The following is a 21,768-nucleotide window of genomic DNA, read 5'->3' on the forward strand; positions in this document are numbered from 1 at the left end:
CGCCGATGTCCATGTCGCTCGTCACCGTCGATCTCAACGAACGCCCCCCGATGCGCGCCGCCGCGCAGGAGCAGACGCGGGGTGGCCCGCTCGCCGCGCCGCTCCTGCGGATCTGGCGCCGCCGTTACCTGTTCGCGACCGTCTTCGTCGTGGTCTTCGGCCTCGCCGTGACCGCACTGACGATGATCGCGCCGCAATACGTGGCGACCGGCTCGGTGATCGTCGCCGAGGCGGAGCCCGGCGCCCACAACGCCTCCATGGCCTGGATCCAGAAGATCGGCGATCCGGCCGATATCGAGAGCCAGATCTTGGTGATCCGCTCGCCTCGGCTGCTGCGGCTCGCCATCGACGGGGGCCTCACCGCCTCCGTCCTGGCTGAGTGCCGCCATGCCGCCAGCGGCGGGAAGGCGGGGCCGATCTCCGAGAAGAAGGAGGCCGCCTGCACGAAGCTCACCGCCGACCGCAACGCCTTGGTCGAGTACATGCAGAAGCGCTACACCGTGATCAGTTCCGGCCGCTCCCGGATCATCACGATCGGCTATCGCTCGCCGCTGCCCGAGGTGGCGCAGACGATGACCAACGGGCTCATCGACGCCTTCCTCGACGACCAGCGCGAGGCCCAGGCTTCCAGCCGCAAGGCGGCCTCCGACTGGCTGCACACCGAGATCAGCCAGCTCGACGCCTCGATCCGCGCGGACGAAACCCGGATCCAGACGTTCCGCCGCCGGAAGGGCCTCCTGAAGGGCACCAACGCGCCGATCAGCGCCGAGCGCCTGACCAGCATCAGCCAGCAGCTCTCGACAGCCGAGGCCGCCAAGGCCGACGCCGCCGCGCGCCTCGGCGAGATCGAAAATCGGGGCGCACGCAGTGCCGACACCGCGCCTGCGGTCCTGTCGAGCCCGACCATCGTATCCCTGAAGCAGCAGCTGAGCGGCGTCTCCGCGCAGCTCGCCAACCAGAGCACGCTGCTCGGCGCCAACCACCCGGCCATCCGGGCGCTGACGACCGAGCGCGCGAACCTGCGCGAGCGCATCGATCAAGAGATCCGGAACGTCGCCCAGGGCTTGCGCAAGTCCTACGAGGCCTCGAACGCCCTGGCGCAGTCGCTGCGCGCCCAGCTCGAAACCGCCAAGACGGAGGCCGCTGCGGCGATGGACGACGAGGCCTCGATCGAGGGGATGGTGCGCAACGCGGAGATCCAGCGCAACCGGTACGCCGACCTCGTGAAGCGCGCCGGTGAGCTGGAGACCGAGCGGCGCATCCTGACCGGCAGCACCCGGCTCGTGAGCCTCGCCGAGCTGCCGCAGGAGCCGTTCTCGCCGAAGCCCGTGCCGTTCCTGGCCGGCGGTATCGTGCTCGCGGGCGTCTTGGCGGCGGCGGCGGCCCTCCTGCGCGACTACACCGATCAGCGGGTCCGCAATCCAGGGCCGCTCATGGCCGGCACCGGTGCCCCGGTTTTCGCCCAGCTGCCGATCCTCGACACCCCCGGTCTCGTCGGGCGCCTGTCCGACCGGCGCCGGGAACTCGCTCTGCCCGAAGCCCTGGAGCGGGCCCGTTTCAATCCGGTGATGCAGACGGTGCTGCGCAATCTGCACGCGCATCTCGTCCTGGCGGGCGGTAGCGCATCGCGCCTCGTCCTGGTCACCTCGGCAAAGCCGCGCGAAGGAAAATCCTTCACGGCCTTCGCGCTCGCGGCAATCGGCGCCGCGAGCGGACGGCGGGTGCTCGTGATCGAATGCGACCTGCGCCGGCCGAACTTCGACGCCTCGCTCGGGCTCGGGCGTGGGCCAGGGCTCGTCGGGGTGCTGCGGGGCGAGGTCACGGCCGCCGAGGCCGTGGTCGCGACGGGCCGCTACGACGTGATCCCGGCCGGGATGCCGACCTCGGACTCGACCGACCTGCTGATGAGCGAGCGCATGGTCGAGTTCCTGCGCTGGACGCGCCGCTACGACCTCGTGCTGCTCGACAGCCCACCGACCAGCCTGCTGATGGACGCCTCGATGCTCGCCCGCCACGTGGACGGCGTGCTGTGCTGCGCCCGCTACGGCCGCTCACAGATCTCGGACATCGTCGAGACCGTCACGAATCTCCGGCAGGCCGGCGGCAATGTGCTCGGGATCGCGATGACCATGGTCAAGTCAGGCCGTCAGCCGACCTACGACGTGATGCGTCTGCCCCAGCCGCGCACCGCCGAGGCCGCGTGATGACCGGGGCACTGTCGATCGACGGGCTGTCCGTCCAGGGCGCAGAGGCCGGGCAGCAGGCCCGGCCCCGGGTCCTGTTCGTGTCCCACACCGGAACGATGTCCGGGGCCGAACTCGTCCTGCGCGATGCCGTGCGCCCCTGGGCCGGCTCCACGGCGTTCCTGTTCGAGGACGGCGCGCTGGCCGAGGCCCTGCGCGGCGCGGGGATCGAGATCCGCCTCGCCCGGCGGGGGACAGGCCTGTCGGGCCTGCGCCGGGACGCCTCGGTCCTGCGGGCGCTACCGAAGCTCGGGCGGCTCGCCGGCCTCGCCCTGGAGCTTGCCCGCGCGGCCCGCGCCTCCGACGTCGTCTACGCCAACTCGCAGAAGGCCTTCCTGCTCTCGGCGATCCCGGCGCGACTCGTCGGGCGGCCGATCATCTGGCACCTGCACGACATCCTCGATGGCGCCCATTTCGGCCGAACCCAGCGCGTCGTGCAGGCGCGGCTGGCCAACCTGTGCGCCGCCCGCGTCGTCGTGCCCTCGCGCGCCGCCGCGGACGCGTTCATCGCAGCCGGCGGACACGCATCCCGCGTGACCGTCGTGCCGAACGGGCTCGATCTCGAACTCGATACCCGATCCCCGGCGGCCCTGCGTGCGGAACTCGGCCTGCCGGCCGGCCCCCTGATCGGGGTGTTCAGCCGTCTGGCACCCTGGAAGGGGCAGGACGTGGTGATCGAGGCGCTGGCGCGCCTTCCGGACCTGCGCTGCATCGTGGTCGGCACGGCCCTGTTCGGCGAAGATGCATACGCGGCCGGATTGCGCGCGCAGGCGGAACACCTCGGCGTTGCCGACCGGGTGCTGTTCCTTGGCCAGCGCGCCGACGTCCCCCGGCTGATGCAGGCCGTCGACGCGGTGGTGCACCCCTCGGTCGATCCCGAGCCCTTCGGCCGGACGCTCGTGGAGGCGATGCTGGCCGGCGTGCCGGTGATCGCCACCGACGCGGGCGCCTCGGCGGAGATCCTCGACGGGGGCGCGGCCGGCACCCTCGTGCCACCGCGCCGGCCCGATCGTCTCGCGACGGCCCTCGCCGAGCTCTTCGCCGATCCGGACGCTTTCGCCCCGCGCACCCGCCTTGCCCGGGACCGTGCGCTCACCCGCTACGGCGCGGCCGGCATGCAGCAGGCCCTGTCCGACCTCATCCTCGAAGTCACCGCCCGCGCCTGACGGGCCAACCTCATCCACGAACGGAGTTGCCGGAACCGCCATGCCGCGCGTCCTCGTGAACATGCCGACCCAGTTCGGCGGACGTCCCTCGGGCGTCGCCCTCGTGGCCTTCCGGGTGATCGCCGGGTTGCTCGACCGCGGCGCCTTCGCGGTCGTGCTGCGCTCACCCTGGACCCGGGACCAGCTCCCCCTGGAGATCCGCGACCGGATCGAGGTCGTGACCGTGCCGCGGCCCCGCGTGATGCTGTTCGACGTCGTGCGGCAGGCCCTGGCCGTTCCGAAACTGTGCCGCGCCCTGAAGATCGACCTCGTGCTGAACGCCGATCCCTACGGCGCGGCCTTCGGCGGTCGCGCACGGGTCAGCGTCGTCCACGATCTCTACTTCCGGACGATGCCGGGCCGGAGCCGCTCGCGGGAGGCCCTGACCACCGATCCGATCTTCCGCTTCGTCCTGGCCAACAGCGCCCGGGTGATCACGGTCTCGGACTCAACCAAGACCGACCTCTGCCGCTTCTACCCGTTCGTCCGGGATCGGACGCAGACCGTCCATTCGGCCGCGATGCTCGACCCCGACGCGGAAGATCCGTCCCCCGAGCTACCGGCGGGGCCGTACGTGCTGGCGGTCGGCAACGCCATGTACAACAAGAATTTTTCCGCGCTCGCACGTGCGGTCGCCGCCCTCGGCCTTCCGGGGATCGGCATCGTCCACGTCGGCGAGGATCCGGACGAGGCGATCGCCACGGCCCTCGACGGCGCCCCGGTCCGGCTGACACGGCTCTCGCGGATCGGCGAGGGTCGCTTGGCATCGCTCTATCGCAACGCCCTGTGCCTGTGCGTGCCGTCCTTCTCGGAGGGGTTCTGCCTGCCGGTCCTCGAAGCGCAGGCGCTGGGCTGCCCGGTCGTCTGCTCGGACCGGTCCGCGACGCCGGAGATCGCGGGCGCGGGCGCGCTGACCTTTGACCCCGACGACGCCGATGCACTCGCCGCCTGCCTGCGCCGCCTCCTCGACGAGCCGGGCCTGCGCGGCGCGCTGATCGCCCGCGGGTACGACAACGCGCGCCGTTACGATTGGGCCGAGACGGCCCGTCGCTACGAGGCCCTGATGCTGGACGCGCTCCGCGACACCGCGCGCGACAGACCCACGCAGGAGGTGCCCCATGCGCATCCTGCACCTTAGCTCGCTCTACCCGCCCGAGCAGGTCGGCGGCGCCGAACTGATGGTGGAGACCCTGGCCCGGACGCAGGCGGGCCTCGGCCACGCCGTCGCGGTCGCCTGCACGGCCCGGCAGGAGGCCGCCCCGGTCGTTCAGGACGGCGTCACGGTCTACCGGACCGGGTACGGCACGCCGTTCCACATCCTCGACTGGCCGGAGCACGGGCGGCTCGACCGCCTGCGCTACAAGCTCGCGACCCAGTGGAATCCGACCTCTCTGGCCCGGATGGCCGCGGCGGTCCGCGCGTTCGAACCGGACGTCGTGAACACGCACTCGATCTCCGAGCTGCCGCCGACGCTTTGGCCGATGCTGGCACAGCTCGGTGTGCCGGTGGTGCACACGCTGCACGACTTCACCAGCCTCTGCACCAACGGCGCGATGGCGCGGCACGGGAAGGCCTGCGCCGGCCAGCACCTCAAGTGCCGGATCTACGCGGAGCCGCATCGACGCTGCCAGCGCGCGATATCGGCCGTGGTCGCCGTCGGAACGGACCTTCTGGCGCGGCATCTCGCGGCCGGCTTCTTCGGTGCGGTGCCGGACGGCCTGCGCCGGGTGATCTGGAATCCGATCCCGTCGCACCCCCACGCGGCGCGGCGGACGCGGCCCCCGGGCGAGCCGGTGCGGTTCGGCTATCTCGGCCGGATCGAGGCGTCCAAGGGCGTCGACATCCTGCTCGCGGCCTGTCGGAGGCTGCCGCCGCAGGGCTGGAGCCTGACCGTTGCCGGCCGCGCTGCGGACGGCCTCGACCGCTACCGCGGGCTGACCGAGGGGCTGCCCGTCTCGTTCGCGGGCTTCGCCGAGCGCGACGCCTTCCTCGACGGCATCGACTGCTTGGTGGTCCCGCCGATCTGGCCCGAGCCCTTCGGCCGCACCGTGGCGGAAGCCTACGGAAGCGGCGTCCCGGTGATCGGAACCGCCATCGGCGGCATCGGCGAGCAGATCGGACCCGGTCCCTGGCTGGTGCCGCCCGGGGATGACGCCGCGCTCGCATCCGCCATGGCCCGGATCGTCGCCGAGCCGCGCCGACTCGCGGAGGGCCTGTCCCGCGCTGATGCGATCCGCGACGGGACCGACCCAGCCGCGGTGGCATCCGCCTACCTCGACCTGTACGCGGCGACCCGCGACGCCGCGCAACCCAAGCCGCTCGCAACGCACCGACGCGTGCGACACGGCGCGACCGGCCCCCACTCCCGTGCGGGAGAGGGTTGGGGTGAGGGACGAGAACTCTCCGAACAGGGCGCGCCATCGACGCACCGACAGGGCGCGTCCCGTCCTGAAAGTTCTCGATCCTCACCCTGTCCCTCTCCCGCACGGGAGAGGGGACCCGCGCTTCATCCGGCCGCCACCGCGCCCCACACGATGTGTGAACCCGATGGCCGCACGGGGAACAGTGAATCCGGTAGCCCCGCACGCGCGGAGCGCCCGCAGCTCAGCGAGTGCCGCCCATGATCACCCCGACCCTCTCCCAAGCCTATGCCCGGGCCCTGCCCGAGGCCCCGACCCCGACCGCCCGCGAACGGGCGCCGGACGCCGCGTCCCTGCGCGCCGCGACCGGCCCGCTGCGGATCCTGCACCTCAGCGCCCTCTACCCGCCCTACATCGTCGGCGGCGCCGAGCGCTCGGTCGAGCACCTCGCCGAGGAGCTGGTCGCGGCGGGCCACACGGTGGCGGCGGCCTGCATCGCCCGGGAGCCGGAGCCGAAGAGCGTGCGCGGCGGCGTCACCGTCTACCGCATGGCGCACCACAACGATTTCTGGCTGGAGGACTGGCCCAAGGCGAGCCGCTTCGGCCGCGCCTGGGCGAAGCTCAAGCAGCAGTGGAACTTTGCGATTGCGGCCGAGTTCGGCCGGGTCCTCGACGACTTCAAGCCCGACATCGTCAACACGCACTCGCTGCTCGACGTCTCGACCCTGGTCTGGCGCGAGGCGGCCAAGCGCGGGATCCCGATCGTCCACACGGTCTGCGAGTACGATCTGATCTGCGGCAACGCCGCCATGTTCAAGAACGGCAAGCCCTGCGATCGCTGGCACCTCGGCTGCAAGGTGGTCAATGCCGGCAAGCAGATCACCAACCGTTCGGTGGACGCGGTCGTCAGCGTCGGGACGGAGATCCTGAAAACCCACGTCAATCACGGCCTGTTCACGCATCTGGCGCCGGAACGCCGCCGGGTCATTTTCTACTCCTGCACCGTCCCGGAGGGTGATCCGGAGGCGCGCCGCACGATCGACCGGACCGGCAAGCCGATGACCTTCGGCTATCTCGGCCGGATCAACACCGAGAAGGGCGTCGGCACGCTGATCGACGCCTTCAAGCGGATCGGCCCCGGCAACTGGCGCTGCCTCGTGGCCGGGCATGCGATGGACGACTCGATCGAGCGCTTCAAGGCACAGGCCGAGGGCCTGCCGGTGGCGTTCGTCGGCTGGGCCCAGCCCGCCGATTTCCTGAGCGAGATCGATGTGCTCGTCGTGCCCTCGTTCTGGGCGGAGCCGTCACCGCGGACGATCTACGAGGCCTATACGATGGGCGTGCCGGTGATCGGCGCGGCCTCGGGCGGGATCCCCGAGCTGATCGGCGAGGACAATGCCGATTGGCTGTTCACGCCCGGCGATGATGCCGACCTCGCCGCGCGCCTGTCGGCCGTGATCGCCCGCGGCCGGGGCGACCTGCCGGACGAGCGCAGCTTTCAGCACGTCATCCAGGAATCGACCTCGGAGCGCGTCGCCGAGAAGTACATCGACCTCTACGCCGAGCTCGTGGCCGAGCGTCGGGCGGCCCGGTCGTGACCGCCGGCACGCCGACGCTCACCGAGGCCGCCGCAGCGGCCGATGCCTCCGATTTCGTGCCGGGCCCGACCGGCGCGGAGGTGACCGGACGGTCCTTCGCGGCGGCGCGTTGGGTGGCGCTCGCCTCCGTGGGCAACGTCGTGCTGAGCTTCGGCGTGTTCCTCGTGCTCGCGCGGCTCATCGCCCCGGCCGAGTTCGGGATGGTGGCGATCGCGGTCGTGTTCATCGACATCCTGCAGATCGTGGCGCGCTGCGGCCTGCCGGACGCGGTCGTCCAGCGGGCCGATCTCGACGAGACCTTCGCCGCCACCGCGTTCTGGGTGATGCTCGGCACCGGGTTCCTCTGCGCGGTCGCGCTGGCGGCCTCCGCCGGCCCGATCGCCTGGATCTTCGATATGCCGGAGCTGCGCCCGGTCCTGTCCGCCCTCTCGATCTGCTTCGTCATCACGGCCGCGGGGGCGATCCACGAAGCCCGCCTGCAGCGCAGTTTCGGCTTCCGCAAGCTCGCCCTGCGGGCGCTCGGCGCCAACCTCGCCGGCGGGGCGGTCGCCCTGGCGATGGCCTATGCCGGCTACGGCGTCTGGAGCCTCGTGGTGCAGCGCCTCGTCGCAACCACCGCCACGACGCTGCTGACCTGGGCGGCGTCGCGCTGGGTGCCGCCGCGCCGCGTCGACCTCGCGGCGGCCCGGAGCCAGATCGCCTTCGGCTCGCGGGTGTTCTGCACGTACCTGCTGCTCGTTCTCTCGATCCGCAGCCAGGAGGTCATCGCGGCCTATTTCCTGTCGGCCGCCGATATCGGCTACCTGCGACTCGCGTGGCGCTGCATCGACCTCGTGAGCCAGGTGGCGGTGATCCCGCTCACGACCGTCGGCCTGACCACCTATGCCCGGCTGCAGGACCGGCCGGACGAACTGGCGGCCGCCTTCCAGACCTTCACGGTGGCATCGTGCTTCGTGGCGGTGCCGGCCTTCCTCGGCATGGCGGCGGTCGCGCCGACGCTGATCCCGTTCCTGTTCGGCGACCAATGGCACGACGCGGCCCCGGTGCTGCGGATCCTGGCGCTCCTGGCGCCCGAATTCGTCGCGACCTCGATGCTGTGGATGATCTTCACGGCGCTCGGGCGCAACGGCACGGCGCTGCGGCTGGCCGGCGCGCAGTTCGGCCTCGGTGCGGTGGCCGCCGTGGTGACCGCGCCGCTCGGCCTCGTCGCCCTCGTCGCCGGGCACGTGGCGCGCGCCTACCTGTTCACGCCGGCGATCGTGTCGGCGGTGGGCCGGATCGTGCCGGTGAGCAACCGCCAGCTTGCCCGGGCGCTCCTGCCGGTCACCGCCTGCTCCGCCGCGATGGCAGCCCTCGTGCTGCTGATCCAGGATCCGATCCATGCCGCACTCGGCGACAGGCTCGGCCTGTTCGTTGCGGTCGGCATCGGCATCCTGGCCTATGCCGGCCTCGCCCAGGTCTTCATGCGGGACACGGTCAGCTCCGCCCTCGGCTTCTTCCTGCGCCGGACCACCTGATCTCCACGCTCCGCCAACCTTTGTGCGCGAGGGTGGTGGCCCGGGATCGGCGCGCTCTGAACGGATCGGCACCATGGCGGGACAAGCAGCACCGATGGCAGCGACGATCCCGGCGGTCTCCGTCGGGTCGCAGCGCGCCGCCGTCTTCCTGCTCGGGGCGGCGCTGCAGTTCAACGTGCTGACGTCGAGCTTCGGGCTGCCGTTCCAGCGCCTGTCCGACCTGATGCCGTTCCTGCTCATCCCCTGGCTGGGGCTGCGCCGGCCCGTCATCACGGAGGCGCTCCGCAGCATCGCGCCCCTCGGTGCGGTCCTCGCCCTGGTCGGCGTCTCCATGCTCCTCAAGGCGCACAAGCAGGCGGGCGACGTCTACCTGACGCTCATCCTGCTGCTCTACGTCGTGCAGGCCTTCATCCTGCTGGTCCTGTTCCGGGATCATCGCGTCGAGGACGCCTTCTGCGCCGGCCTGCTCGCGGGCCTGCTGGCGTCCCTGGCGATCCTGCTGCTCGCATCCTCGGGGGTGCCGCTGGAACGCTTCGGCCTCGCCGTGCCGACCGATGGCCTGGACGAGGAATTGAAGCTGTTCGTCGAGGACAAGCAGGGCGGCCTCTGGGCTTCGGGCAACGAGACTGGCCATGTCTTCGCGCTGGGCGGCGTCGCGGCGCTGATCCTGAGCCTGCGCTACCGGCTCAAGGCGATCTACGTCCTCTACTTCGTCGCCCTGATGGCGAGCTTCCCGCTGACCAACAACCGGGCCGGCCTGTTCATGCCGCTCATCGTCTTCGCCCTGCTGATGCGGCGCAACCTCAAGGCTTCGATGGTCCTGGGCGTGCTCGGCGTGCTGGCGATCCTCTTGGTTGGATGGTCGCTGACGGGGGAGATCCCGCTGCCCAACGCGTTGGCGCAGGCGATCGAGAAGCGGTTCGCCGACGATCACAACGTGTCAGAAAATTTCGACGAGCGGTTCCTCTCCGGCATCACGGCTCTGCGCCTCGTCGTCGCCTATCCGTTCGGCGTCGGCGAGATCGCCCGTCGGGAGGAGCTGAAGGCGCTGACCGGCCTCGTGACCCCGCATAACGGATTCGTCTCGCTGGCCCTCCAGAACGGTATCGCCGTCGCCCTGCTGCTGATCGCCGGACTGGTGCGGATCCTGTCGGCGCCGGGGCGGTTCGGGCCGTTCCTGTTCTACAGCGCCCTATTTCTCATCCCGTCGATGATGTTCGAAGAACTCTCGGTCAATCAATACTTCCTGTTCTTCATGGCGTTCATTCTGGCCTCGCTCGCCCGCTCGCCCGAGGCGGTAGGCCCCCAGGCCCGGTGACGGGCCGGCGCCGGTCCGGAGCGAGTTTCACGCTCGTGAAGCGTCCAGGGGACCGGATAAGCCATGTGCTACCCGGATCTGCGAAGACGGGTCCGCTTGACGGTCGCGTCGGCGGCGGCTGTGCGGCCGTCACACCAGAGCCACGACCCCACTTTGACGCCGAGATAGGGGCCAGGCTGGCAACAGGCGCCGAAGCCAAGCTTCAAGGCCAAGCCTCACGCTTACGCGGTGGCGAACGAGACTCGGTTCATCCCCCATCTCCGGCAATGCCGACCATCGTTAATTGGCAACCACGACTTAGTGAGGACTGAATTCACAGCCTTTTAGCACTTTTCGTGCTCTTGTAATGCGTCGGAGATTGGGCGCAAAACATGCCGAGCGAAACGTCGAACGCGTGGGGCCGGGGCGAGCTGTACGAGACACTGTGCCTGCTGATCATCGGCGCCGGCATCTGGTTCGTCGGCGTCAACCTCGGGACCTTCGACTCCCTCAGCAGACTCATCTCTGACTATCAGCTCAACGACCTGCTGATGCTGGCTGCCTGCATGGGCGTGGCCATGTGCGGCGCGGCCGTTCGCAAGTCGATCCTGCTGCGCCGTTTGATGCTGGAGCGCGACGCGTCGGCCGCGCAGGCCGAAGCGATCGCCCGGCACGACGGGCTCACGGGTCTCGCCAACCGGCGCCGGTTCATCGACGCGGTGGCACGGGCGCATGCTAAGGTCAGCACCGAGCCGACCGCGGCCGTCCTGCTGATCGATCTCGACCGGTTCAAGCCGGTCAACGACCTCTATAGCCATGCTGCCGGCAACGCCGTCCTGTGCGCCGTGGCCGAGCGCCTGAACCAGCTCCTGCCCGCCGGCGGCGTGGCCGCCCGGCTCGGCGGCGACGAGTTCGCCATGCTGGTTCCGGTCGAGCACGGCAGCGAAGGGCTGACGCGCCTCGCCCAGGCGGTGATCACCGCCATCTCCGAGCCGGTCTCGTGGAACCAGAACGACCTCAAGGTCGGCGCCACGGTCGGGGTCGCCATCGTGGCCGCGGAGCATGCGGATTCCGATGCGGTGCTGCACGCGGCGGATCTCGCCATGTATCAGGGCAAGAAGGACGGACGCGGCAATTATCGCTTCTTCCGCAGCACCATGGACGAGGAACTGCGTGCCCGCGCCCGGACCGAGGCGGAGCTGCGCGTCGCGATCGAGACGGGGGCGATCGAGCCCTTCTACCAGCCCGTGGTTTCGCTGCCCGGCAAGGACATCGTCGGCGTCGAGGTGCTGGCCCGGTGGCGCCATCCGGTCCGCGGCCTGATCGCGCCCTCGGAATTCATCTCCGTTGCCGAGGAGACCGGGATGATCGCCGATCTCAGCTACAACCTGATCCGCCGCGCCTGCCTCGACGCCCGAGCTTGGCCGTCCCATCTGGTCCTGGCGGTGAACATCGCGCCTCACCAGTTCCAGGACGCGTGGCTGGCCCAGCGCATCCTGGCGATCCTGACCGAGACAGGCTTCCCGCCGCAGCGGCTGGAAGTCGAGATCACGGAGAGCGCCCTGATCCAGGATCTGGAGGCGACGCGCGCGACGCTCCTGTCGCTGCGGCAGCTCGGCGTGCGCATCGCGCTGGACGATTTCGGCACCGGCTATTCGAGCCTCTACCATCTGCGCGAGCTGAAGTTCGACAAGCTGAAGATCGATCGGAGCTACGTCGACGCCATCACGATGAGCGACGAGCGCGCCAAGCTCGTCGACGCCATCATCAAGCTCGGCACCAGCCTCGGCCTCACCACGACGGCGGAGGGCATCGAGACCGATGCGAGCCTGGACTGGCTCTCGGACCAGGGCTGCCATTTCGGCCAGGGCTACCTGTTCGGTCGCGCGATGCCGAAATCCGAGATGGACGACATCCTGTGCCCGGCCAACGAGTCGTCCTACGCGCCGCCCGCAGCCGAGGAACTGGCGCGGGCGTCCTGAGCGCGGGGCAGCGCGGCGTACGGGAACGCGCTCACCGCTCGTCCCTGTAGGCCGAGCCGTCCTCGGCGCGCAGGGGCGCCACGACGAAGCGCCCGTGCTTCGGGACCGCCACGCGGTCGAAATCCGCCGCCAAGACATTCAGGGCGCGTCGCATTTCCGACCCCTGGAGAGGACGGCCGTGGCCGGTGATCACCCGCTCGGGTTCGAGGGCGGCGAGCGCCCGCACGGAGGTGCGCGCCGCGTCCCAGTCGATCGTCAGGTACATCGGCGGGCCGTGCAGCTCCGGCTCCTGAAGCGCCACCGCGTAGGCCGATTCCTGGGCCACCGTCACGAAGGCATCGCCCGCGATCAGCGTGCGATCCGCCGCGCGCCAGAGCGAGATATGCCCCGGCGCATGGCCCGGCGTATGAAGCCAGCGCCAGCCCGGCAGGGGCGGGACCGAGCCATCCTCCGGCAGGGACTTCAATCGTCCGGAGACGTCCACCGGCCGGGTCGGGTAGAGCGGCGAGAGGCGGCCGAGCAGCCCGCCTCCGACGCTCGGATCGGGCGTGGGGTAGGAGGCGCTGCCGTCGAGATAGGGCCGTTCCAGCGCGTGCGCGTAGACCGGGACATCCCATTCGGAGGCCAGATCCTCCAGCACGCCGACATGATCGAAGTGGCCGTGGGTCAGCACGATGGCGGCGGGGCGCGCACCGGCGCCGAAGCGTGCCTCGGCGGCCGACAGGATGGCGCGCTTGCCACCCATCACGCCGGCGTCGACCAAGACCCAGCCGCGATCCCCCGCGCCGGGATCGCCGACGAACACCACGTTCACGAGGACGAGGCGCCGATAGGCGACGTCGTCGGTGAGCGCGTGCGTTTCATCGTCCCGCTCGGCGTCGCGCCGCGGATCATCGGCCCTGGCTTCCGGGTCGACGGGGATTTGCTGGGCCATGGCGGCGGCTCCTGCCTCGGAGGGGAAGGGGAAAGCTGCGGGCGGAGGCCGGCAGAGCGGCGGCACCGGCTCTCGACCGGGCAACCGGCCGCCCCTATGGGTGTTCCCCCGGTTGCGACCCCGCGCAGCATCGCGCCGATCGACGGCGACCCCATATGACGGGCATCGACGCGCCGTCGTAGGTCATAGCATGGCACCGAGTCCGATCGCCCTCATCGCTTCCGCTGCCCTGATCGGCCTCGTCGCCGCCGGAACCGGGGCGATCGTCGCCCAGCAGGGCTCGCGGTTCAGCCATCCGCGCAGGGTCGGCGGGACCTTCGTCATGGCGGATCTCGACGGCAATCCGGTGAGCCAGGCCGACCTCCTCGGCAAGCCGACCGCCCTGTTCTTCGGCTTCACCCATTGTCCGGAGGTCTGCCCGACCACGCTCGCCACCCTGTCGGGGGCGCTCGGCCGGATGGGGCGGGACGCGGACAGGATCAACGTGGTGTTCGTCACCCTGGACCCGGAGCGCGACACGCCCGAGTCGCTGCGGGACTATCTCGTCTCGTTCGATCCCCGCATCCGCGGCTTCGTCGGCACGCCGGATCAGGTCGCCCGCATGGCCGATGCCTACCACGTCGCCTACCGTCGCGTGCCGACGAAGGATGGCGACTACACGATGGAGCACTCGGCCACCGTCGCGCTGTTCGACAAGACCGGCCGCATGGTCGGGGAGATCGGCTACGGCGAGGACGAGAATCGGGCGCTGTCCAAGCTGATCACCCTGGCGCTGCCCGGGCAGTGTGCCCCCGGCGGCGGCGCCGAACTCTGGTCGACGGACGGCCCCACGGGCACCTGCGGGCCGCGGAGCTGAGCTGCATCAGGGAAATTGCGCCGCCGCTCCGGGCTGGATAGAGGGCGGCATCGCCCCCGTGGCCCGGCCGAATCTCCGAGGCTCTCGCTTGATCACGCGTCGCGTCCTGACCGCCCTCGGGCTCCTGGCCCTTGCGCCGTTCCCGAAGCCCGCGCTCGCCGCCGCCGGGCCGCGGCTGGGCCCGCCCGAGCCGATGGATCTCGACCGGCTGAAGGCTCTCGCCCGCAGCCTGCGCGACCGGCCCTACAGCCCGCCGCCGGAGGCGCCCGCCCCGAAGGCCCTCGACGCCCTCACGTACGGGCCGTTGCAGGAAATCCGCTATCCGCCGGCTCACGCGCTCTACGCCGACAGCGCCTATCCGGTGACCTTCTTCCACCTCGGAAACTTCTTCCGGCACCCGGTGCAGATCTACGCGCTCGAAGGCGGGCAGGCCCGCCCGGTGCTCTACAGCCACGACCTGTTCAGCTACCCGCCCGGCAACCCCGCCAAGGACGTGCCGGACGGCGCCGGCTTCGCGGGCTTCCGCTACCAGAAGTTCCCGGCCGGCCAGCCGGGCGACGACGGGGACTGGCTGGCTTTCCTCGGCGCGTCCTACTTCCGCGCCGCAGGCGACGGGGCGCAGTACGGCGCCTCGGCCCGGGGCATCGCCATCGACACGGCGCCCGGCCCGGGCAAGACCGAGGAGTTCCCGGTCTTCACCCGGTTCTACGTGAGCCCGGCCGCCGACGGGGCTGTCACGGTGCTCGCCCTGCTGGAGGGGCAGAGCCTGACCGGCGCCTACCATTTCGTCGCCCGCAAGGAGCCCCACGTCGTCATCGACGTCGCCTGCACGCTCTACATGCGCCGGAGCGTGGAGCGGTTCGGCGTGGCGCCGCTGACCTCGATGCTCTGGTACTCGGAGGGGATCAGCCGGTTCGTCGCCAGCGACTGGCGGCCGGAGGTGCACGATTCCGACGGGCTGCTGATGCAGACCGGGGCCGGGGAGCTGATCTGGCGCCCGCTCAACAACCCCCCGCGCCTGAGTGTCAGCGCCTTCGCGGACCGATCGCCCAAGGGCTTCGGCCTGCTCCAGCGCGACCGGGTGTTCGACCACTACATCGACGACGGGTTCGAGGAGAACCGGCCGGACATCTGGGTCGAGCCGCAGGGGGATTGGGGGCCGGGCAGCGTGCAACTCGTGGAGATCCCGACCCACCAGGAGACCGACGACAACATCGGCGCCATGTGGGTGCCGGCCGATCCGCCGAAGGCCGGGGACGAGCGCAGCTTCGCCTACCGTCTGCGCTGGACCGTGCAGGAACCGGTCGCGACCGATCTCGCCCGCTGCGTCGCCACGCGGGCGATGAAGGCCTCATGGCTCGCCGAGTCCGATCGCCGCCCGGGCCGGGCCAACCTCGGGCGGCAATTCGTGCTGGAATTCGAGGGCGCAGCCCTGGCAGGGCTCGATCCGGAAAAGGCCAGGGTCACGCTGACGCTCTCGCGCGGCAGCGCCGAGGAGGTCGGCGCCACCTGGGCGCCCTACGGCAAGCCGAGCCCCTGGCGGGTCTTCTTCAAGGTCTATGCCGAGGGGCCGGAGCCGGTCGAGATGCGGCTCCAGTTGAAGTCTGGCGACAGGCTGCTCTCCGAAACCTGGGCCTACCGTTACGATCCGGAGGCCCCGGGAACGGTTCTTTAGCCGACCGGCGGTGCGGGCTGCATTGCCGCGCCGGGGCGGCCCCCTGTAGAAGCCGGGCACGGGCCGCGACCGCGGTCCGCCCATCGCCGCATCCGAGGCCGTCATGAACGGCGAGCGACCGCCCGGCCCGCACCTGCCCGAGACGCTGACGCGCCTGCTCCGGGCGCCCAAGAACGCGATCTGGCCGACGCCCGAGGATCGCAACCGCCTGCGCCTCGGCCGGCAGCGGCCGCGGCAGCCGAGCCGCGCGATCCTGGGTGTCTGGCTGTGGGCGATCCTCTATAATCTCGTCGGCTTCGCGATCCTCGCGACCCTCTGGCGGACGATGCACTGACCCCATGATGCGATACGGCCAACTCCGCGCCTGTGCTGCGCTGTTCCCGCTCGCCCTGACCCTGGGGTCCGCGGCGGCCCAGGCGCCTGGGGACGCCCTCAATGCGGACGCGTCGACCGGCGCCGTGAAAGTCTGTTCGCCGGTGGCGATGCCGCGCTGGCGCTCGATGACCCCGGTCCCCACGACCTGGACCTTCGTCGACTGCATGGCCTTCTCGGGTGAGATGGGCGCGACCCATTTTCAGCTCGGCTGCCTTTTCGCCAACGTCACGCCCCACGCGCAGAAATACGCCTGGGGCGCCATGGTGCAGATCGAGAAGTCGGCTTTGGCGAAGGCGCAGCCGCCTGTTCCGAACTGCGGTTGGTGAACGGCCGCATCTGGCAGCCGTACCCGGCCTCCGCAGGACCGTAGGACCAGCCCGCGTCCTCCAGGGCGATCGCGCCCCCAGTGCCGCTGGGCCGGCACGCGGATGCGTCGACCGACAGCGCCGAAATCCGTATGCGGGAGAACAAGTGCGATCGCGATCAGCACCGAGCCGACGGGACGGTCGATCGTTTCTCGACGCGGTCCGCACGGCGCGCAATCAGGCCCGGAGACTCTCCCGGACGAGACCTGCCGCCGTGAGCTGACGGCCCCGTTCTGCGGCAGCAGTCGGTTCATGCGTGCAGGCGGATCGCGTGTCACGCCGTCACTGCATCCGCGATCAAACGATTTCCGCTGCAATCGAGTGGGGATAACCTCAGCGGAACGGAGCGTTCGACGCCGGAAAAACCGCGCCAAACTTCCTTAAACGAAAGCCTCTAGGGTGCCGGAGACACGGGCGGAACAGTCTGTTCCGCCACGCGCCGAGCCCCGAGGCTCATGGCGGCAGCGCCCGGCCGTGCACACGCTTTGACGTTCGGCCGCGATCGGTCTACAGATGAGAAACTAACTCAAGCAAGATTCATGCCGCCACGCACTCGGCGGTGGCCGGCTAACCGCGCTGGAAGGGCATCGGGGCCTCGTATGAGTTTGGTGCAACGGCTGGAAGTGCGTCAGGGCCAGGCCCTGGTGATGACGCCGCAGCTCCTGCAAGCGATCAAACTTCTCCAACTCTCGCAGCTCGACCTCGCCGCCTATGTCGAGGCCGAACTGGAGCGAAACCCCCTCCTCGAACGGGCCGAGCCCGAGCCGACCGGCGCCGGCGAAGCAGCCGAACCGGCCTACGTCGAGGATGGAGCGGGCGACGGCTTCGAGACCGCCGAGCCCGACTCATGGCTGTCGAACGAGCTTAATCCGAGCCGCGGCGAGATCGAGGGCGATTTCGACACGCGCCTCGACAACGTCTTTCCAGACGACGCGCCGCTCCAGGCGCGGGAGATCGGCGGCGGCGACATGCTCTCGCTCACGCCGCCACCCTACGGCAGCAGCGGCGGCAGCTTCGACGCGGAGGCCCCGGATTTCGAAGCCACCCTGACGGCGGAGACCTCCCTGCGGGACCATCTCGCCGGCCAGCTCGATCTCGCCACGCGCAACCCCATGGAGCGGCTGATCGGCGGCTTCCTGATCGATGCGGTGGACGAGGCGGGATACCTGCGCGAAACGGTCGAAGGCGTGGCCGAGCGCCTCGGCGCCGAGCCCGAGACCGTGGCGCGGGTCCTGACCCTGGTACAGGCGTTCGATCCGCCCGGCGTCGCCGCCCGCGACCTCGCCGAATGTCTCACGATCCAGCTGCGCGAGCGCGACCGGTTCGACCCGGCCATGCAGGCGCTGGTCTCGCGCCTCGACCTCGTGGCCAAGCGCGATTTCGCCGGGCTGCGCCGCCTCTGCGGCGTGGACGACGAGGATCTCGTCGACATGCTGGGCGAGATCCGCCGGCTCGATCCGAAGCCCGGCCGGGCGTTCGGCTCGCACGCCGCGGAGGTGCTGATCCCCGACGTGTTCGTGCGCGCGGCGTCGGACGGCTCCTGGCTGGTCGAGCTGAACAGCGAGGCCCTGCCGCGGGTCCTCGTCAACCAGAGCTATTACGCCCGGGTGGTGCGCGGGGCGAACGCCGATGGCGACAAGGCCTTCCTGTCGGAGGCTTTGCAGAACGCCAATTGGCTGACCCGCTCCCTGGAGCAGCGCGCCCGCACGATCCTGAAGGTCGCCACCGAGATCGTCCGCCAGCAGGACGGGTTCTTCGTGTACGGCGTGACGCATCTGCGTCCGCTCAATCTGAAGACGGTGGCGGAGGCGATCGGCATGCACGAATCGACCGTCTCGCGGGTCACCTCCAACAAGGCGATCGGCACCAGCCGCGGCACGCTGGAGATGAAATACTTCTTCACCGCGGCGATCCCGGGGGCCGCCGGCGCGGCGGCCCATTCCTCGGAGGCCGTGCGCCATCGGATCAAGCAACTGGTCGACGGCGAGACGCCGAACGACGTGCTGTCCGACGATGCGCTCGTGCAGAAGCTGCGCGGCGAGGGCGTCGACATCGCCCGGCGAACCGTGGCCAAATATCGGGAATCCCTCCGGATCCCGAGTTCGATCGAACGCCGCCGGGAGCATTTCGCCCACGGCTCGGGCCACCACGCCGCCCTGGCCCTGCGCTGAGCCAACGGCCGGGCTTGCGCGGCGCGCCGGTCCGGCCCATCCGTGGCGCGCCCTGACGACGCCTGGACCCGCGATGACTCCGACCGGAACGCCCCCGCGCAGCCTCACCGCCATCGTGCTCGCGGCCGGGAAGGGCACGCGGATGCGTTCGGATCTGCCGAAGGTGCTCCACCGGATCGCCGGCCGGAGCATGCTCGGCCATGTCCTGGCCGCCGTGCAGGCGGCCGGCGCCGGGCGGATCGCCGTTGTGGCCGAGCCCGGACGCGACGATGTCGCCGCCGAGATCGCGAAGGCCGCCCCCGGCGCGCAGATCTTCCCGCAGGCCGAGCGTCTGGGCACCGCCCACGCGGTGCTGGCGGCCCGCGACGTGCTCGCCGATCCCGACGACGACGTGGTCATTGCGTTCGGCGACACGCCGCTCGTCACCGCCGAGACCTTGCTGAGGCTGCGCGCGCCGCTGGCCGAGGGTGCGGCCATCGCGGTTCTGGCCTTCGAGAGCCCGTCGCCCGCTGGGTACGGGCGCGTACTGACCGAGGGTAGCCGGGTCCTGGCGATCCGCGAGGAGAAGGATGCGAGCGCGGCGGAACGGGCCGTCACCCTGTGCAATGCCGGGCTGATGGTGCTGTCCGGGCGGCATGCCCTGTCGCTGCTCACCCGCATCGGCAACGACAACGCCGCGGGCGAATACTACCTGCCGGATGCGGTGGCGCTCGCGGTGGCGGACGGCCTGTCGGTCACCGTCGTGCCGGTGGACGAGTCGGAGGCGCAGGGCGTCAACGACCGGGTGCAGCTCAGCGTCGCCGAAGCGGCGATTCAGGGCCGGCTCCGGCGCAACGCCATGCTGGGCGGCGCCACCCTGATCGCCCCTGAAACGGTGTTCCTGAGCTACGACACGATGCTCGGGCGCGACGTGATGGTGGAGCCCAACGTGGTGTTCGGCCCGGGCGTGCGGATCGGCGACAGCTGCACCGTGCGGTCCTTCGCCCATCTCACCGAGACCGAGCTGAAGGCGGGCGTCCGGATCGGGCCGTTCGTGCGCCTGCGAGGCCATGCGGTGCTGGAGACCGGCGCCGAACTCGGCAACTTCGTCGAGCTGAAGAATGCCCGGATGGGGGCCGGCGCCAAGGCGGCGCACCTGACCTATCTCGGTGACGCCGACATCGGCGCGAAGGCCAATATCGGCGCCGGCACGATCACTTGCAATTACGACGGGGTGCTCAAGCACCGCACCACGATCGGCGCCCACGCGTTCATCGGCTCGAACGCCGCGCTGGTTGCGCCGGTGACCGTAGGGGAGGGGGCCTACGTGGCGTCCGGCTCGGTCATCACCGACGACGTTCCCGCGGACGCCATGGCGGTCGCCCGCGGCCGGCAGGCGGTGAAGCCCGGCTGGGCCAAGCTGAAGCGGGCGGCGCTGCTCGCCGAGAAGGCCTTGCGCGGGGGGCGTTGAGGCGCGGGGATCCGGGGGCTGCTCCCCAGCGGCTTGATCGTACGGCGGCCGGTTACGACCCAACCCAGCCGTCTGGACTGCTGTCGGCAATTCTCCGAAGCAGCCGTTCGTCAGATCTCCAATGGCTTCGGCTCGGGCGGAAACTGGGCTTGGCCTCTCGTGCTGAGGCGGACGCTCTACTTTTGGCCTTCAACGGCAGCCGCTGGTCGTCGAAGCATGCGCCGAAGCAGGTATCCTCAGCGCTAGCCCGCTTCGAACAGGCCGTCTTCCTTCACAGCACCAGACCAGCTTGGCAGCTATTGGCCATACCCCCTAAATAAATTTGTCAAATTTGGTTGCCGGCAATTTATACAACGCGCAAAATCCATTGATGCATGGCATCATGGCCAAGGTGACACGCCGAAGTGAGTGTCATCGAGTTCGGATTTATTGCAGTTCGAACATGAAACTTTCCAAGCCGAAGCTGCTTCCGACAAGTGGAGCTGAAATCCGGGGGTTAGAAAAATTTATACACGTTAGGAGGTGTTCCATGAGAGCGCTGGTTTGGCATGGCACTGAGGACATCCGCTGCGATACGGTCCCGGACCCCAAAATCGAGCATGACCGCGACGCCATCATCAAGGTCACCGCCTGCGCAATCTGCGGCTCGGACCTGCACCTCTACGACCACTTCATGCCCGGCATGGAGAAGGGCGACGTCATGGGCCACGAGTTCATGGGCGAAGTCGTCGAGACCGGCAAAGGCGTCAACGGTGCGCTCAGGAAGGGCGAGCGCATCGTCGTGCCGTTCACAATCATCTGTGGCGAGTGCGACCAGTGTAAGCGCGGCTTCTTCTCGGTCTGCGAACGCTCGAACCGCAACAAGGATATTGCCGACAAAGCCTTCGGGCACACCACCGCAGGACTGTTCGGGTACACTCATCTCACCGGCGGGTATCAGGGCGGGCAGGCCGAGTACGTCCGCGTGCCGTTTGCCGACAAGACGCACATCAAGGTGCCGGAGAACCTGAGCGACGAGCAGGTGCTGTTCCTCGGCGACATCTTTCCCACCGGCTGGCAGGCGGCGGTGCAGGCCGATATCCAGCCAACCGATACGGTCGCGATCTGGGGCGCTGGTCCCGTCGGCCAGATGACGCTGCGCTCTGCGCTGCTGCTCGGGGCGAAGCAGGTGGTCTGCATCGACAGCGTGCCCGAGCGCCTGGAGATGGCGCGCGCTGGCGGTGCGATCACAGTCGACAATAGCCAGGAAAGCACGGTCGAGCGTCTGAACGAACTCACGGGCGGCAAGGGCCCGGAGAAGTGCATCGATGCGGTCGGTATGGAGGCACATTCGCCGCGCGCGCTCGAACATGCCTACGACCGCGTCAAGCAGGCGGTGATGCTGGAGAGCGACCGCGCTTCAGTGCTGCGCGAGATGATCTACGTCTGCCGTCCCGCCGGCATCCTCTCGATCCCGGGCGTTTATGGCGGGCTCATCGACAAGGTGCCGATGGGAGCCCTCATGAACAAGGGACTGACCATCCGCACGGGGCAGACCCACGTGAACCGTTGGACCGACGACCTCGTCAAACGCATCGCCGACGGTCAGATCGACCCCTCCTTCGTCATCACTCACCGGGCCAAGCTCGAACAAGGGCCCGAGATGTACAAGACGTTCCGCGACAAGAGGGACAACTGCATCAAGGTTGTGCTCAGACCCTGAGAGGTTCGGCGGCCCGTCGCGCTACGGCGGGCCTGCTC

The 21,768-nt window shown here is 69.9% G+C and carries 16 protein-coding genes; 15 read left to right on the forward strand and 1 reads right to left on the reverse strand.

Annotation, left to right across the window (positions count from 1 at the left end):
* The first annotated feature begins 5 nt into the window (after positions 1–5).
* The 8 genes from MKK63_RS29785 to MKK63_RS29820 all read left to right on the forward strand — a co-directional run bounded on the left by MKK63_RS29785 (position 6) and on the right by MKK63_RS29820 (position 12,202).
* Complete coding sequence (locus MKK63_RS29785) at positions 6–2,204, forward strand: GumC family protein (RefSeq protein ID WP_244007950.1); 2,199 nt, start codon at positions 6–8, stop codon at positions 2,202–2,204.
* Positions 2,204–3,409 (forward strand): glycosyltransferase, encoded by a 1,206-nt coding sequence (locus tag MKK63_RS29790; RefSeq protein WP_244007952.1) that lies wholly within the window; start codon positions 2,204–2,206, stop codon positions 3,407–3,409. The genes MKK63_RS29785 and MKK63_RS29790 overlap by 1 nt, the downstream gene beginning before the upstream one ends.
* 40 nt (positions 3,410–3,449) lie before the next feature.
* Positions 3,450–4,586: a glycosyltransferase family 4 protein gene (locus tag MKK63_RS29795; protein WP_244007954.1), complete on the forward strand. Its 1,137-nt coding sequence runs from the start codon at positions 3,450–3,452 to the stop codon at positions 4,584–4,586.
* Positions 4,567–6,072: a glycosyltransferase family 4 protein gene (locus tag MKK63_RS29800; RefSeq protein ID WP_244007956.1), complete on the forward strand. Its 1,506-nt coding sequence runs from the start codon at positions 4,567–4,569 to the stop codon at positions 6,070–6,072. Before MKK63_RS29795 ends, MKK63_RS29800 begins: the two co-directional genes overlap by 20 nt.
* Before the next feature lie 110 nt (positions 6,073–6,182).
* Entirely contained in the window at positions 6,183–7,406 is a 1,224-nt protein-coding gene (locus tag MKK63_RS29805; RefSeq protein ID WP_313901808.1) for a glycosyltransferase family 4 protein, read from the forward strand.
* On the forward strand, positions 7,403–8,923 hold the full coding sequence (locus MKK63_RS29810) for a lipopolysaccharide biosynthesis protein (protein WP_244007960.1): 1,521 nt from the start codon (positions 7,403–7,405) through the stop codon (positions 8,921–8,923). The genes MKK63_RS29805 and MKK63_RS29810 overlap by 4 nt, the downstream gene beginning before the upstream one ends.
* Positions 8,924–9,017: 94 nt before the next feature.
* A complete protein-coding gene (locus MKK63_RS29815) occupies positions 9,018–10,241 on the forward strand; it encodes an O-antigen ligase family protein (RefSeq protein ID WP_244007962.1) in 1,224 nt (407 codons plus the stop codon).
* A gap of 371 nt (positions 10,242–10,612) precedes the next feature.
* A complete protein-coding gene (locus MKK63_RS29820) occupies positions 10,613–12,202 on the forward strand; it encodes a putative bifunctional diguanylate cyclase/phosphodiesterase (protein WP_244007964.1) in 1,590 nt (529 codons plus the stop codon).
* A gap of 31 nt (positions 12,203–12,233) precedes the next feature.
* Here MKK63_RS29820 and MKK63_RS29825 read toward each other — a convergent pair whose 3' ends face one another.
* The gene (locus MKK63_RS29825; RefSeq protein ID WP_244007966.1) at positions 12,234–13,136 is read right to left on the reverse strand and encodes an MBL fold metallo-hydrolase; all 903 of its coding nucleotides are present in this window, start codon (positions 13,134–13,136) and stop codon (positions 12,234–12,236) included.
* Between the two features lie 190 nt (positions 13,137–13,326).
* On the opposite strand from MKK63_RS29825, the gene MKK63_RS29830 reads away from it, so the two are divergent.
* The 7 genes from MKK63_RS29830 to MKK63_RS29860 all read left to right on the forward strand — a co-directional run bounded on the left by MKK63_RS29830 (position 13,327) and on the right by MKK63_RS29860 (position 21,730).
* Positions 13,327–13,992, forward strand: a complete 666-nt coding sequence (locus tag MKK63_RS29830) for an SCO family protein (RefSeq protein WP_244007968.1) — start codon at positions 13,327–13,329, stop codon at positions 13,990–13,992.
* 88 nt (positions 13,993–14,080) lie between these two features.
* The gene (locus MKK63_RS29835; RefSeq protein WP_244007971.1) at positions 14,081–15,667 is read left to right on the forward strand and encodes a glucan biosynthesis protein; all 1,587 of its coding nucleotides are present in this window, start codon (positions 14,081–14,083) and stop codon (positions 15,665–15,667) included.
* A gap of 103 nt (positions 15,668–15,770) precedes the next feature.
* The gene (locus MKK63_RS29840; protein ID WP_244007973.1) at positions 15,771–16,001 is read left to right on the forward strand and encodes a hypothetical protein; all 231 of its coding nucleotides are present in this window, start codon (positions 15,771–15,773) and stop codon (positions 15,999–16,001) included.
* Positions 16,002–16,005: 4 nt separating this feature from the next.
* Positions 16,006–16,368, forward strand: coding sequence for a hypothetical protein (locus MKK63_RS29845; protein ID WP_244007975.1), 363 nt, complete (start codon positions 16,006–16,008; stop codon positions 16,366–16,368).
* A gap of 638 nt (positions 16,369–17,006) precedes the next feature.
* Entirely contained in the window at positions 17,007–18,578 is a 1,572-nt protein-coding gene (rpoN, locus tag MKK63_RS29850) for an RNA polymerase factor sigma-54 (protein ID WP_244007977.1), read from the forward strand.
* A 73-nt stretch (positions 18,579–18,651) separates the two neighbouring features.
* Complete coding sequence (glmU, locus tag MKK63_RS29855) at positions 18,652–20,028, forward strand: bifunctional UDP-N-acetylglucosamine diphosphorylase/glucosamine-1-phosphate N-acetyltransferase GlmU (RefSeq protein ID WP_244007979.1); 1,377 nt, start codon at positions 18,652–18,654, stop codon at positions 20,026–20,028.
* A gap of 529 nt (positions 20,029–20,557) precedes the next feature.
* Entirely contained in the window at positions 20,558–21,730 is a 1,173-nt protein-coding gene (locus MKK63_RS29860; protein ID WP_244007981.1) for a zinc-dependent alcohol dehydrogenase, read from the forward strand.
* The last annotated feature ends 38 nt before the right edge of the window (positions 21,731–21,768 follow it).

This window comes from Methylobacterium sp. J-088 (genome assembly GCF_022829295.1).
In the GTDB taxonomy this organism is placed as follows: Bacteria; Pseudomonadota; Alphaproteobacteria; order Rhizobiales; family Beijerinckiaceae; genus Methylobacterium.